The 13,400-nt window shown below is 55.7% G+C and carries 12 protein-coding genes; 6 read left to right on the top strand and 6 right to left on the bottom strand.

What is annotated here, in order from left to right; translation table 11 throughout:
* Window positions 1-20 precede the first annotated feature (20 nt).
* The 4 genes from B30_RS01245 to B30_RS01230 all read right to left on the bottom strand — a co-directional run bounded on the left by B30_RS01245 (window position 21) and on the right by B30_RS01230 (window position 5,153).
* Complete coding sequence (locus B30_RS01245; RefSeq protein WP_009570155.1) at window positions 21-1,019, bottom strand: hypothetical protein; 999 nt, start codon at window positions 1,017-1,019, stop codon at window positions 21-23.
* Window positions 1,019-2,029 carry a hypothetical protein gene (locus B30_RS01240; RefSeq protein WP_009570154.1) on the bottom strand — a complete coding sequence of 337 codons (1,011 nt, stop codon included), beginning with the start codon at window positions 2,027-2,029 and terminating at the stop codon, window positions 1,019-1,021. Before B30_RS01240 ends, B30_RS01245 begins: the two co-directional genes overlap by 1 nt.
* A gap of 3 nt (window positions 2,030-2,032) precedes the next feature.
* Window positions 2,033-4,258 carry a glycoside hydrolase family 99-like domain-containing protein gene (locus tag B30_RS01235; protein WP_040401725.1) on the bottom strand — a complete coding sequence of 742 codons (2,226 nt, stop codon included), beginning with the start codon at window positions 4,256-4,258 and terminating at the stop codon, window positions 2,033-2,035.
* A gap of 67 nt (window positions 4,259-4,325) precedes the next feature.
* Entirely contained in the window at window positions 4,326-5,153 is an 828-nt protein-coding gene (locus B30_RS01230) for an ABC transporter permease (protein ID WP_009570152.1), read from the bottom strand.
* A 319-nt stretch (window positions 5,154-5,472) separates the two neighbouring features.
* Between B30_RS01230 and B30_RS01225 the strand changes: the two genes are divergently transcribed.
* Complete coding sequence (locus tag B30_RS01225) at window positions 5,473-6,522, top strand: sugar transporter (RefSeq protein WP_152002579.1); 1,050 nt, start codon at window positions 5,473-5,475, stop codon at window positions 6,520-6,522.
* A 2-nt stretch (window positions 6,523-6,524) separates the two neighbouring features.
* Window positions 6,525-7,178 carry an ABC transporter ATP-binding protein gene (locus B30_RS01220; RefSeq protein ID WP_009570150.1) on the top strand — a complete coding sequence of 218 codons (654 nt, stop codon included), beginning with the start codon at window positions 6,525-6,527 and terminating at the stop codon, window positions 7,176-7,178.
* 16 nt (window positions 7,179-7,194) lie between these two features.
* Here the strand turns inward: B30_RS01220 and trhO are convergent, their stop codons facing one another.
* A complete protein-coding gene (trhO, locus tag B30_RS01215; RefSeq protein WP_009570149.1) occupies window positions 7,195-8,106 on the bottom strand; it encodes an oxygen-dependent tRNA uridine(34) hydroxylase TrhO in 912 nt (303 codons plus the stop codon).
* Between the two features lie 417 nt (window positions 8,107-8,523).
* On the opposite strand from trhO, the gene pncA reads away from it, so the two are divergent.
* Both pncA and B30_RS01205 read left to right on the top strand, forming a co-directional pair.
* The gene (pncA, locus tag B30_RS01210; RefSeq protein ID WP_009570148.1) at window positions 8,524-9,123 is read left to right on the top strand and encodes a bifunctional nicotinamidase/pyrazinamidase; all 600 of its coding nucleotides are present in this window, start codon (window positions 8,524-8,526) and stop codon (window positions 9,121-9,123) included.
* Between the two features lie 3 nt (window positions 9,124-9,126).
* A complete protein-coding gene (locus B30_RS01205) occupies window positions 9,127-10,398 on the top strand; it encodes a SulP family inorganic anion transporter (RefSeq protein ID WP_009570147.1) in 1,272 nt (423 codons plus the stop codon).
* Here the strand turns inward: B30_RS01205 and B30_RS21225 are convergent, their stop codons facing one another.
* Window positions 10,399-10,956, bottom strand: coding sequence for a hypothetical protein (locus tag B30_RS21225; RefSeq protein WP_009570146.1), 558 nt, complete (start codon window positions 10,954-10,956; stop codon window positions 10,399-10,401).
* 135 nt (window positions 10,957-11,091) lie between these two features.
* Here B30_RS21225 and pncB point away from each other — a divergent pair, with 135 nt between their 5' ends.
* A complete protein-coding gene (gene pncB / locus B30_RS01195; protein ID WP_009570145.1) occupies window positions 11,092-12,384 on the top strand; it encodes a nicotinate phosphoribosyltransferase in 1,293 nt (430 codons plus the stop codon).
* Window positions 12,385-12,524: 140 nt separating this feature from the next.
* On the top strand, window positions 12,525-13,400 hold the full coding sequence (locus B30_RS01190) for an alpha/beta hydrolase (RefSeq protein WP_009570144.1): 876 nt from the start codon (window positions 12,525-12,527) through the stop codon (window positions 13,398-13,400).

The following is a 13,400-nucleotide window of genomic DNA, read 5'->3' as shown; positions in this document are numbered from 1 at the left end:
TACCCTGTTCGCCAAAGCGGTTATGAGATTCGTTCAAGCTGGTAAATCTGACGCGCGATGGCGGCGGTCACGCCGGGGCCGACCTGTCTTGGGGTCACATGGGTTTGCGGATCAATGCGATTGGGCGACATTGAAAACGCTGGGCTGTGCTGTTGGACCCTTTTCTCAAACCTTTGATTTTTTTCGACAAAACTCGCCTTCAATGTGGCAATCTGCGCGGGTGTGAAAATCGTCGTTGGGGCTTTGTCAAACCGATCGAGCAAAGCCCGGCGCGCAGCGTCATAGATGGCATGTGGTGGCCGGGCAGGGGCGGTTAATTCTGTCGCAAGCAACTGTGCCAAAGGATCAGGTGAGGTGTTGGCCTGTTTGGTCTCTTTCAAAGTGCCCTCTGCCATCAAATCTGACCCCGTCACATTCAACAAAGCCTGCAAAATGCCGCCGGGCTGGGCTTTGACCGTCTCATAGTCAAAAATGGTGATCTGATCGGGGCAAAAACCCTCTTCCAGAGTGTCCAAAACCAGATTGTGATCGACAGGGACGCCAGAGGCCAAGCCCGTCGCAATGGCCCGCTGAACAAAGCCCTGTATCGCGGGAAAACGTCCGCTTTTGGCCACTTCCTGCCAAATCGACTGAGTCAATGCGATCGGGTCGCGCGCGTAATACACGATGCGAACCTCCTCGAACGGGCTCAAAAGCCCCGCCAATTCTTTGAAATCGACCCGCGCGGGTTCAAGCCGCGTGAAAGGTTCGCCAGACAGGATAAGCGTCCCGTCCTTCGGCGCATATGTGTCGATGATTTTCGTCCAAAGCGCGTCTATGCCGCCGTGGCTTTTCAAAGAGAGGTCAAAATCCGGGTTCGGAATCCATTTGGCGGTTAAAATGTGATGGGCCGGATTGGGGCCGATGTCGGGGTAATACAGGCCCGCCTGTTCGAGACGAGCCCGGTTGGCAAACAACCGACGCTGAATATAGCTCGTGCCGGTTTTATGCGGGCCGATATGCAAAACGACCTTGGCCATTATCCACGCGCCTCTTGTTTTATCTTAATCATCTTGCGGGACAGGGCCTGAAAAAACTCTGCGTCGATCTGGTCGCGCGTCGCGCGCCCTTGCAAAGGCGCGTCAATCGGGGTCATGCGAAACTTGGGTTGGGTTGCGGCAATCAATCGTTCGAGCGCGCGGTTCTTCGGTTCATATGTCTCAATCAAAGTGTCAATCTGAGCCTTGGAAAACAACGTGGTGCGTGTCTCTGCTCCAAATGTCTCAATGACCGTTTTTCCCGCAGCCCGCACAAGCCATTGCGGAGCTTTGTGGGTGTGGGCAACGAAATTGGCCGCAAATGTTGCCAAAGGTTCAGGCGATACATTTGAATGCCGCCGCGCGTCAAAGGGTTGCAGAGCCTCGGGGTCGATCTGGACGCCGGCTTCTTGCAGCACGGCGCCGACAATCCCTCCCTCCTGTGCAGAGGCGCGTTCATAGTTGATCAAACGGATCTCGTTGAGGTCAAAGCCATCGGAAATATGGCGCACAAGCCGATGGTAATTTGTAAACAAGCCTTCGACCAAATCGCGCTCGACCACGGTTTCAACATAGGCGTCAATGTTGCCGGGATTGCGGTCGTCGGAGACCTGTTGATACACCGATTGAATAAATCCGCTTTGCGTGCGCAATGCACAGATCACTTTGATCTCATCAAAATCCGAAACCAAGCCGCGCAATTGCGCCATCTCGACATGGCGCGGGTTCCAACGCGAAAACTCTTCGGAGCTGATAAAAACAGTGTCGCTGGCTTTCATCCGCCGCAAAATCCCCCGGTTCAGCGTTTGCAGCCGACGTTCGGGGTTTTTGTAAGAATAACGCGGACCCAACGGAATCCAGCCCGAGGCGAGGCCGTGATGCCCGCGTTCATGACCCAGCGTTGGATAGACCAAACCGTGTGCGCGAAGCAGCCTGCGGTTTTTGTAAAGTGTATCCTGAATGTGGGTTGTGGCCGTCTTATGTGTGCCCATATGGATCACGAGTTTGGGCATGGCTTACGTCTCTTTTTGGGTTTTATCGCCGCAAAACTCGGCCAGAACCTTCAAATAGGCGTCGCCATTTTGTTTTGTGGGTTCAAGCACCGCTTTCTCCGCCCATTCATTCCACGCATTGATCCAAAGCTCCTCGCGGTACGACCCCGCAATCCGCTTTTCGAGCAGGCTGTGCAACCAACGTCTGAACGTGCCCACATTGGCACCATAGGCGATATGTGCCTTATCTCCACGCCGGGCGGTGTTGTCCCAAGACGGCATAATGCCCGCAATCGTCGTCTTCGGCAGGCGCTTGGTGTAAGTCGATGAGGTCGCATAGGCTGCGGCCTTTGCGTAGTCGTAGATCAGCCCGCTAAATCCCTGCATGACAGAGGTTTGCATCTTGTTGCCATCGGGGCCGCCAAACAGATAGGCATTGCTTTTGACCAGACCATGCGGCGGCATTTCGACCCAGAAATCGAACAGATTGTCTTTGACCGGGCTGTCGCCATCTACGTGAAACAGCACCGCCCCAAGTTCGACTTCGCCAATGCCTTCGTCACGCCAAACCTGCCGCATCTGCTCTACGGCTGCGGCTGGATCGGGCATGTCTTCGGGGCGGTAAATCACAAATCGCGGGCGTATGCCGTCTGGGCGTTGGTAGCGCGGATCGCGCATGTAACGCGCAACGTCGCGGGCCAGATCACTGGCAAACCCCGGAAAATAGGTCTGTGGCATGAGGATTTCACCGCTCAACCCATCCCAATTGCGCCGCCAACTTTCGTTCGCCCAACACAGGTAAAATGGGAACTCGACGTCAGGCCGGTCCAACATTAAATCAATCGGCTTTTCCAAAAGCCGTTGCCCGTCAAACCAGTAATAATAGGCGCAAAAGGCGTCGATGCCTGCGGCTTTGGCCATCTTGGCCTGTTCCGCTAGCGTCTCAGGCACACGCAGGTCATAAAACCCAAGATCTGCAGGAAGAACCGGATGGGCATGGCCGGAAAAATTCGGCTCGGCGGCCACGACACTGGTCCATTCGGTATAGCCTTTGCCCCACCATCTGTCATTTTCCGCAATTGGGTGAAACTGTGGCAGGTAAAATGCTGTAACGTATTGAGGAGCCTTGGGTTTGGCTTTCGGTGTCAGGCTGTCGATCTCGGTCGTCTGATAGGTTTTCAATCCTGCGGCCTTGCAGATATAGCCAAGAGCGCGCTCCACTGCATGCGCCGTCGTTCCGTCAAGCTGTTGATCTTCAATTTGGAAATGATCCTGCGTGAGCTGCATGGATTTCAGCATCGCAAGGATCGTTGGTTTGAGCCAATACATCGACCCGGCCGGGAAATCGAGGGAGGAGACATCCAAAGGCACTTCGATCCGATCAAGGAGTTGGCGGGTCGTGTCCACATTCGAGCCCCACCATTCGGTGCCGCTGTAATGCTGCCCATCGGCCACCCAAAACCCGGCGTCCCAGGCGGTCAAAAAGGTTTCAAGCCTTGTCATCGTGGCGTCGGGATCTCCCAAAATGCCTTGGATCAAGGCTTGGCGCCAGACGTCGCCATCTGTGCGATGGGGGCTTTTCTTGGTGTGCAGTTTGCACACGGCCTCATAGCCATCCAGAAAACCAGCCGCCACAAAATGCAAAAACGGATAGATGTCGCGCCCGTGGTTTGGCATCGCATAGACTTTGGCCTTTGGGAAATCCCCGAGAACCAAGTCTTTGATGTCCGTTTTGTGGGACTTGGATTTTATATAAGAGACATACAGGTCGTATTCGAAGGATTGCGCTTTGATCCGTGCGGCGATTTCCCCCCAAAGCTCGGCGTAAAAGACATGCACCACGATGGCGAACCGAGCCTTTTTGCGTGTTGGATCTGCGCGTAGAATTGGAAATGCCACGCCGTCTACAAGATCAAACCCCGGAAGGTCGCGCGTCACGCGCCCTTCTTGTATGCCAAGGGTGACATAATGTTCCAGCGGTCGCATTCCGGCTGCGGCAACGTCGGGGTTATGTCTGAGATAGGCTCTTGGAGAAAAAGATCCGCTTGGCTGGATATCCAAAGCTTCGCCAAAGATCACATAGTGACGTTCCGGGTTTTGTTTATAGAGCCAATGTAGCCCAGGTACCATGCCGCGGTAAAAATCCCTGTCAAACTGCCCGCTGGCTTTGATTTTACGGGCGTAGCGGCGTTCTTTTGGGGTCGCCAATAAAAATCTTAGGGCATTTTTTGCCCTACTTGTGGCACTCATACTCGGTTCGCTCCTAGGTCTTTTTTTGTCTGCCCGCTCACTTGGCTGCGCTCTGTTTGCTCTCTCGTCACTTGAGCAACAAGGCTTTGTAATTGCGGCTGAGCAATATCATGCCGATGGTTCCGATAAAAAGAGCCAAGGCAAAAACGTATAACGGGGACGACGCCGAAGCATCATATGTTGAATAAATTCCTGACCTCAAAACGCCGACGAAGTGACAAATGGGATTGAGCATCAAAACGCCAAGTGTGGGTTGAGAAAAACTTTCCGGTAAGAACAAAACGCCTGAAATGATCAGCAAAGGTCGTGTCAAGATGGACCAAATCTGTTCCCACAAAGGCACGACCAAGATAATGTAGCAATTCAATACGCCAATCGCCACGCTTAAGGCGATCAGCATCGCGACCCCTAAGAAAATCCGTGACCAGTTCACGATCAGCGAAAGATCGAACATGTTCACGATCAGAATGAACACCAAGGTCATCACCAAGCCCTGCGTGACAAGGTTCAACACCAACCGCGCGATCAGGGCGTCGATAAACGCAATCGCGGGGTATTGCAGCAGCGGTTTGGAAAATCGTACCGCGCGTGACAGATCATTTGAAATTGCCATGAACATGCCAAATGGTAAAAAACCTGATGCATAATACAGAGGAAAACTCGACCCCAAGGCAGGTTTGTGTGCAATCAGCGAAAAGATAAAACTGAGGAATGTAATCCCGGCGACAGGTTCGAAGAACGCCCAAAGATACCCACCCAGCGCACGCGAATAGCGGGTCTCAACCTCCCTGAGAATAAGGGCGATGACGCTCCGCCCAAATTTGTACTTTCGCCCTTTGGGTCGCTGTGGTGGCACGATGCCACTGGCAAGCCTTTCGGGAGGGAGCTGGCTCATTCTTACTCTACTTTGTAGCGAACTAAGTTTACAGGCTGGTCTTAAAGCCATGCATTGGCTAGGTTAAGCATGCTTCACAGCTATCTTCGGGACAGCAGTATAGCAAGCCTTTCAAAGGAGAATACACGTGAATTTGGCGGCACGAGCAAGGCGCAGACGGCGAGCAAATCAGGCGAATGCCGCAGCGGAGGCTAACACGGCGCCTGAGCCAAATATCAAGGAATCCATCGTTCTTGTAGAGACTTTACCAAAAGCGGAGCCTGCTTTTTTACGACCGCGCCACTATATCCTCGCCGCCACCTTTGGGGCCTTTGTTATTGTGCCGTCCGTTCTGACCGCCATCTACCTTGCAGTGTTCGCGTCTGATCAATATTCCACAACTGTCGGCTTTTCGGTGCGCGCGGAGACGTCGCTTCCGGTGTCTGACCTTGTTGGCTCGCTTATTGGATCGTCCTCCAATGGGGCGCGCGACAGCGATATCCTGTATGAATATATGCGAGGTCATGAAATTGTCTCTTTGATTGATCAGAGACTGGATCTCAAGGAAATCTATTCTCTGCCCAATCGCGACCCTGTTTTCAGCCTTCATGATGGTGCAACCATCGAGGATCTCGCGGACTATTGGTCCAAGATGACGCTCGTGTCCTTTGATGGCAATGCCGGTTTGATTGAGGCCGAAATCCGCAGTTTCCGTGCCGAGGATAGCCTCAATATCGCCCGCGCCGTGCTCGAATTGTCCTCTCAGAAAATCAACGAATTGTCCAATATCGCCCGTGAAGACAGCATTCGTTTTGCCCGCGAAACCCTTGATGTGACCACGGAACAGCTGCGAAGTGCACGCACCCGGCTGACGGCCTTTCGTGTCGAAAATCAGATGATTGATCCGCAAGCGGCAATCCAGGGCCAAATGGGGCTTTTGAACTCGCTGAATGCGCAATTGGCCGAGGAAATCATCACCAATGACCTCATCCGCCAATCGACAACGCGCGACACGGACCCTCGGATTGAACAGTCGGATCGGCGTATCAGCATCATCCGCAATCGCATTGAGGATGAGCGCAGCTCTCTTGGCGCGGGAGTAGAAGGCAGCGGACCGCCCTATTCGGAGATTGTTTCGGAATATGAAGGTCTTGTGGTGGACCGGGAATTTGCCGAAGCACGATACCTTGCGGCCCGTGCCAATTACGATGCGGCTGTGACGGAAGCGGATCGGAAAAGTCGATACCTTGTGGTCTATAGTCCGCCGACACTGGCCGAAACTCCAACCCATCCAAGGCGCATCCTGATCTTTGCACTCACCACGCTTTTGCTTGTCGGGGTTTGGTCGCTTGGGGCGATGATTTTTTATTCCATAAAAGATCGACGCTAAACATGATCCGTTTGAAAAACGTCTCGATGTCTTTTCCCTTGGGGTATGCCAGAAAAGTCGTGGCCGACAATCTGACGGTCGAATTCCCCCAAGATCGCTGTGTCGCGCTTTTAGGGCGCAATGGGGCGGGGAAATCGACCCTTTTGCGGATGATCGCCGGTGCGATCCTGCCTCACAGCGGTCAGATTGACATTGACGGAACGGTATCTTGGCCTGTCGGTTTTGCGGGGTCTTTTCATGCCGATCTGACGGGCGCGCAAAATGTGCGGTTCATTGCACGGGTTTATGGAGTCGATACAAAGCAACTTATTGATTTTGTAGAAGACTTCTCCGAACTCGGTGCCCATTTTTATCAACCGATCCGTAGCTACTCTTCCGGTATGCGGGCGCGTTTGGCCTTTGGCGCCTCTATGGGTATCCATTTCGATCACTATTTGATCGACGAAGTGACCTCTGTTGGGGATGCGTCTTTTCGCCGTAAAAGTGAGGCGGTGATCCGGGATCGTTTGAAAAATTCCGGCGCTGTGATGGTGTCCCATTCTCTGGGTCTCATCGCATCGCTTTGCAATGCGGCGGCGATTTTAGAGGATGGCAAGCTGACATGGTATGAGGATGTCGACCGCGCCATCCGTGTTCATCGGATGATGCTCAGATGAACGCGTACTGTGCCACTCACGCTTGACGCGAAAAATGCCGCTCGCCGCGCGCTTTCGCCAAAGCAATTTGGTGCTGCCTTTCGCGGAACCGTTCTTTGCGCGCCTCATCCGTTTCATCGACACATTGATGACAGGACACACCCTCTTCATACTCTGGCCGCGCTTTGTCTTCGGGTAAAATCGGACGGCGACAGGCGTGGCAAAGCTCATGTGGTCCCTCGGTCAACCCATGTCCAATCGACACGCGACCATCGAAGACGAAACATTCGCCCTCCCAAAGGCTTTCCTCTTTGGGCATCTCTTCGAGATATTTCAAAATCCCGCCCTTGAGGTGATAGACCTCCTCAATCCCCTGACCTAACAGGAAATTGGTCGATTTCTCACAGCGAATGCCACCGGTGCAAAACATCGCGATGCGTTTGTTGTGAAACCGGTCTTTGTTCTCTTCCCACCATTGCGGAAAGTCGCGAAAGCTCTTGGTCTGCGGATCAATCGCGTTCTTGAACGTGCCAATCCCAAATTCGTAATCATTGCGCGTGTCGATCACTGCCACATCATCGGCTGAGATCAGTTCGTTCCACTCTTTCGGGTTGCAATAGTGCCCAACCCGCGCGCGCGGATCGACATCCGGTTGCCCCATGGTCACGATCTCTTTTTTCAACCGGACCTTCATCCGGCCAAATGGCTGCGCCGCCGCTGTCGAGAGTTTGTACTCAAAATCGGCACAGCCGGGCAGGGCGCGGATATGCGCCACCAAACGGTCAATCGCGGCGGGCGTGGGCCCGGCCACTGTGCCATTGATGCCTTCGCGGGCCAGCAAAAGCGACCCGGTGATGCCGTCCGAGAGGCATAGCTCCAAAAGCGGCCCCCGCAAAGCGGAGGGGTCATCGAAGCGGGCGAAGTGATAGAGAGCGCAAACTGTAAACATAATATGCTCGATACTCCCGCCTGTGGGCGCAGGCAAGACCTTGCACAGCGGTAAAAGCGCGCATCATTTATACATATCCCGCTACGGCCCCGTCCGCCAGCGCGTCCAAAGGTTTCTCGGCTCCGGTGCGATCGGCGCGACTATGAAGGCACTGTGGTGTTCGCCGACGTGGTACTCTCTGACAAAGATACCTTATCCGCCGTGGCGTAAACCAAGCCGGGGATGTCGCGGATTACATTTGAGCGCGCGGGGCAAGAATTGCGTCTGCCACCTAGAAATCAGTCTCTCATCCAGCCCAAAAGATCCTAATTTACGAATCCCTCGGTCACTTGGGCAAAACCGACCCCGATTCACATCGCCATGACGCTTGCCAAGCCCGGTCAGCGCGCGCTAGGCCTATGCCAAAGGAGACCTCCCATGCGTCCAGCCAACGAAGCCTTGATCGTCATCGACATCCAAAACGACTTTTGCCCCGGTGGTGCGCTGGCTGTGACCGGCGGCGACGAGATCGTACCCGGCGTCAATGCTTTGATGGATGAGTTCGCTGCCGTGGTCCTGACGCAAGACTGGCATCCCGCCGGGCATTCGTCCTTTGCCAGCACCCATGCGGCAGCGCCCTTTAGCACCACCGAGATGCCTTATGGCACCCAAGTGCTCTGGCCGGATCACTGTATTCAGGGTACGGGCGGTGCCGCCTTTCATCCGGGGCTGCGACTTGATGGCGACCTGATCATTCGCAAGGGGTACAATCCCGCGATTGACAGCTATTCCGCCTTTTTCGAAAACGATCATGTGACCCCGACCGGGCTTGAGGGCTATCTCAAAACCCGTGGAATAGATACGCTCACGCTGGTCGGTCTGGCGTTTGATTTCTGTGTGAATTTCTCCGCCGTCGATGCCGCGCGCCTTGGGTTTAAAGTCGCTGTTCGTGCGGATTTATGTCGCGCGATTGACATGGAGGGATCAAAGAAAACCGCAATCGACGGGATGAAAACCGCCGGGGTTGAGGTTGTTTGAGCCATGACCCCGAAACTTTTCACCACTCTCAAAACCTATACAAAAGATCAGTTTAGAGCCGATGTCTTTGCTGGCATCACCGTGGCTTTGGTGGCACTGCCTCTGTCCATCGCCATTGCTATCGCCTCAGGTGCGGGGCCTGCGGAGGGTATCGTCACCGCCATCATCGCGGGGTTTTTGATTTCCGCGCTGGGCGGTAGTCGTGTTCAGATCGGCGGGCCGACCGGGGCGTTTATCGTGGTGGTTGCCGGGGTGGTGGCGACGTATGGGTATGATGGATTGGTCACCGCGACCTTCATGGCCGGAATTATCCTTTTGGTTGCGGGGGCGTTCCATGCGGGCGGTCTGGTGCGCCACGTGCCCGAAGCGGTGATCAACGGCTTTACCATCGGCATCGCCGTGATCATCGCCACGAGCCAAATCCCCGATCTTTTGGGTCTCAGCGGCGCGATGCCTGCCGATTTCATCGAAAAAATCCCCGCGATCTGGCGCGCTTTGCCCGCCATGACCCCGGCGGCCTTTGCCATCGGATTGGCCACGATGGTGTTGATCGTTTTGTTCCGCCGCGCTGCGCCGCGATTGCCGGGGTTGATCGTGGCGGTGGCGATCACCTCTGCCGTTGTTGCGATCTTCGATCTGCCTGTCGCGACGATTCAAACGCGGTTTGGCGATTTGCCACGCAGTCTGCCGATGCCTCAGTTGCCGGATCTCAGCTTTGATCGCATCCGCGAACTTTTGTCCTCGGCGGTGATCATCGCCTTTTTGGCAGGTGTTGAATCGCTTTTGTCCGCCATGGTTGCGGATCGCATGATTTCTGGCAAACACCGGTCCAATGCGGAGCTTCTCGCGCAGGGCGTGGCCAATCTGGGCTCCTCCCTGTTTGGCGGTTTACCTGCGACAGGGGCCATTGCCCGCACCGCGACCAATGTGCGCGCGGGGGGTAAAACGCCGGTAGCCGGGATCATTCATGCGCTGACCATTCTCGCGATTTTGATGCTGGTGGCCCCGCTGGCAGGCTTTCTTGCCATGCCCGCCCTGTCCGGTTTGCTGCTTTTGACCGCGTGGAACATGTCTGAGCCGCATCGTTGGGGCAGCTATCTACGCGCGGCTCGTTCGGATCAGGTGCTTTTGGTGATCACACTTTTGCTCACGGTGCTCACCGATCTCACCCTTGCTATTGGTGTGGGTATCGCGCTTGGGCTGGCGATGAAACTCAGGCGCCGTGGTGACAAACAGGCCGATACGGACGAAGATTGGACGCCGCGCGACCGATAATCACGGGATCACGCCGACGCCGGAGAACCCGCAAACATCTGCCGCCTTCAGGTAGGCTGCCGAAAACCCGTTGAGTTGAAACGCCGCAACAGGTCGCCCCTGAACCACCAAATCCAGCCGCCCGTTGGCCTGCATCTTTTGTAGCATCCACTGGCTGTAGGGTTGATCATAACTCACCCGCGCGCGTTTATAGCCGTCAGGATCATAGCTTGTGACAGGCGTCGCGGCGGCGGTTTCATAGCTGTCGAAGATGATGTAGCCGGTCATGCCGTCCTGCATTTGCGTGTCATAGCCGCGTGGGGCGTATTCTTCGATCACCACGGAAGGATACACCGTCGGCGGGCCGGCATCATGGCTCATGAACTCAATCGAAATGCGCGCGTCGCCATCGCCGCCACTGCTGGCGATACAATAGTGGTAGACATCCTCGACGATCCCTGCCGTTCCCACGTTTTCGGCGAATGTAGACACCCGCCACGACCCATAGTCCCAATCGCCCTGCGCCATGGCCGACCCCGCCGCCAAGATCCAAAATACCCCAGCTAAAATCGCTTTCATCATCTGCCTCTTTGTCACAATTCAAATCCTGCCTAACACGCAAATCTTTTCAAATGACGAACAAAACCATGGGTCTGCTTGCCAAACCCCTCTCTGCCCTGCTTTAACCGTTTTGTCATAGGAAGGGGCCTGCTCATGGTCGATATCGCCACCCGCGTCTACAATCACAAATGGAAAATCGACCCGATTGTCCGCTCCCTGATCGACACCGATTTTTACAAACTCCTGATGTGTCAGTCGGTGTTTCGCAACAAACCCGACACCCAGGTCACGTTTTCGCTGATCAACCGTTCCAAATCCATCCGCTTGGCGGAGATGGTCGATGAGGGCGAACTGCGCGAACAGTTGGACCATGTCCGCTCCCTCTCCCTGTCTCGCGGGGAAAGCACATGGATGCGCGGCAATACGTTTTATGGCAAACGCCAGATGTTCCGCCCGGATTTCATGGAATGGTTCGAAAACCTGCGCCTTCCGCCTTATCAGCTTGAGAAAAAGGACGGCCAATATGAACTGACCTTTGAAGGCTCCTGGCCCGAGGTCATGCTTTGGGAAATTCCGGCGCTCTCGATCCTGATGGAGCTGCGGTCGCGGGCTGTGCTTGGGCCGATGAAAAAGTTCGAGCTTCAGGTGCTCTACGCCCGTGGCATGACCAAACTGTGGGAAAAAATCGAACGGCTGAAACCACTTGAGGGGCTCAAAATCGCCGATTTCGGCACCCGTCGCCGTCATTCCTACCTCTGGCAGGATTGGTGCGTCCAAGCCATGCTCGAAGGTCTCGGCTCCAAATTCACCGGCACCTCGAATTGCCACATCGCGATGAAGCGCGACCTCGAAGCGGTTGGCACCAATGCCCATGAGCTTCCGATGGTCTATTCCGCGTTGGCCAAAACCGACGCCGAGCTGCGCCAAGCGCCCTATGAGGTGCTGGCCGATTGGCACGAAGAACACGAGGGCAACCTGCGCATCATCCTACCCGACACCTATGGCACACGCGGCTTTTTGAATGGCGCGCCCGATTGGCTTGCGGGCTGGACCGGCATCCGCATCGACAGCGGCGATCCCGCGACGGCGGCGGAGGTGGCGATTGACTGGTGGCGCGCACGCGGCGAAGACCCGACCAAGAAACTGGTGATCTTTTCTGATGGCTTGGACACCGATAAAATCATCGAACTCCACACCCAGTTCGCGGGCCGTGTACGCACGTCTTTTGGTTGGGGCACTTTGCTGACCAACGACTTCCGAGGCCTGACCACAGGCGACGCACTCGCGCCGTTCAGCTTGGTCTGCAAAGCCATCAGTGCCAACGGCCAGCCAACGGTGAAACTGTCGGACAATCCGAACAAGGCGATGGGGCCGAAGGCCGAGGTTGAGCGGTATAAGCGGGTGTTTGGGGTTGGCGAGCAGGACGCGGTGGAGGTTGTGGTCTAACTCCATTGCCCACTTCCCGGACAGTCGCACAAATTTCGGTCAAGTCGGTATTTAAGGCGCTGACTCTGTGCATCTTTTCTTGTGTCCTGCGCGGGTTTTCTCCTGACTTTGACCATACGGACAAACTCAGGATTCCCGCCATGACACGCCTCCTCCCCGCGCTCACCTCCTCTGCGCTCTGCCTGCTCGCCACCTCCGCTTTTGCCACCGAAACCCTCGTCACCGTGCCCTCTGATGGGGGCAAGGTTGTCGCGACTTTGAACGATGCGGATGGCGCCTCCGACACGCCCGTTATCCTGCTGTTCCATGGCTTTACCGGCTCGCGCGATGAGCTGCCCGTCGCAGGCACCGACGAGGGCGTCTTCTCCCGCTCCGCGCGCGTGCTGGCCGAGGCGGGCTATCCCTCGCTCCGCATCGACTTTCTGGGCTCAGGCGCATCGACCGACAAGACATGGGAAGAAACCACGTTCTCCGGTCAGATCGCCGATGGCCTCGCCGCTGTCGCATGGCTCAATGCCAAATTCCCGGACCGCCCGCAGGTGATCCTTGGCTGGTCCCAAGGCGGCCTTGTTGCCTCCCATGTCGCGGAAAAATCCGACCCCGAGGGCCTCATCCTCTGGGCCCCGGTTGCCGACCCGCTGCCGACCTACTCCGGCCTTTTGGGCACGGACGCCGTCGTCGCCGCCATCGCATCCGAAGATCCGACCGAAACCTTTACCTTCACCTTGCCTTGGGGTGCCACGACTTCCCTGAACGCGCCGTTCTTTGACGAACTGGTCACCACCGACCCCGTTGCTGCCGTTGCTGGATACGACGGGCCATTGTTGTTGATGGTCGGCGCCAACGACACCATCGTCGGCCCGCAACCGCAAATGGGTGAGCGCTACGCGAATTGCCATCCGGGCGAAACCGTGATGAAAATCTACCCGATGGACCACAGCTTTAACGTCTTCACCGATGCGAGTACATTGGATCAAATGCTGGCGGAGACTGTCACTTGGTTGGGGGAGATGTGA

Origin of the sequence: Celeribacter baekdonensis B30 (genome assembly GCF_000299875.1) — a bacterium.
Taxonomy (GTDB): Bacteria; Pseudomonadota; Alphaproteobacteria; order Rhodobacterales; family Rhodobacteraceae; genus Celeribacter; species Celeribacter baekdonensis_A.
Note: the sequence above shows the minus strand (reverse complement) of the source record. Positions and strands in the feature narration are given on the sequence as shown.

Coding starts and splice junctions, on each gene's coding strand:
- B30_RS01245 (WP_009570155.1), bottom strand. CDS start 1,019: ATGGCCAAGGTCGTTTTGCATATCGGCCCGCATAAAACCGGCACGAGC.
- B30_RS01240 (WP_009570154.1), bottom strand. CDS start 2,029: ATGCCCAAACTCGTGATCCATATGGGCACACATAAGACGGCCACAACC.
- B30_RS01235 (WP_040401725.1), bottom strand. CDS start 4,258: ATGAGTGCCACAAGTAGGGCAAAAAATGCCCTAAGATTTTTATTGGCG.
- B30_RS01230 (WP_009570152.1), bottom strand. CDS start 5,153: ATGAGCCAGCTCCCTCCCGAAAGGCTTGCCAGTGGCATCGTGCCACCA.
- B30_RS01220 (WP_009570150.1), top strand. CDS start 6,525: ATGATCCGTTTGAAAAACGTCTCGATGTCTTTTCCCTTGGGGTATGCC.
- trhO (WP_009570149.1), bottom strand. CDS start 8,106: ATGTTTACAGTTTGCGCTCTCTATCACTTCGCCCGCTTCGATGACCCC.
- pncA (WP_009570148.1), top strand. CDS start 8,524: ATGCGTCCAGCCAACGAAGCCTTGATCGTCATCGACATCCAAAACGAC.
- B30_RS01205 (WP_009570147.1), top strand. CDS start 9,127: ATGACCCCGAAACTTTTCACCACTCTCAAAACCTATACAAAAGATCAG.
- B30_RS21225 (WP_009570146.1), bottom strand. CDS start 10,956: ATGAAAGCGATTTTAGCTGGGGTATTTTGGATCTTGGCGGCGGGGTCG.
- pncB (WP_009570145.1), top strand. CDS start 11,092: ATGGTCGATATCGCCACCCGCGTCTACAATCACAAATGGAAAATCGAC.
- B30_RS01190 (WP_009570144.1), top strand. CDS start 12,525: ATGACACGCCTCCTCCCCGCGCTCACCTCCTCTGCGCTCTGCCTGCTC.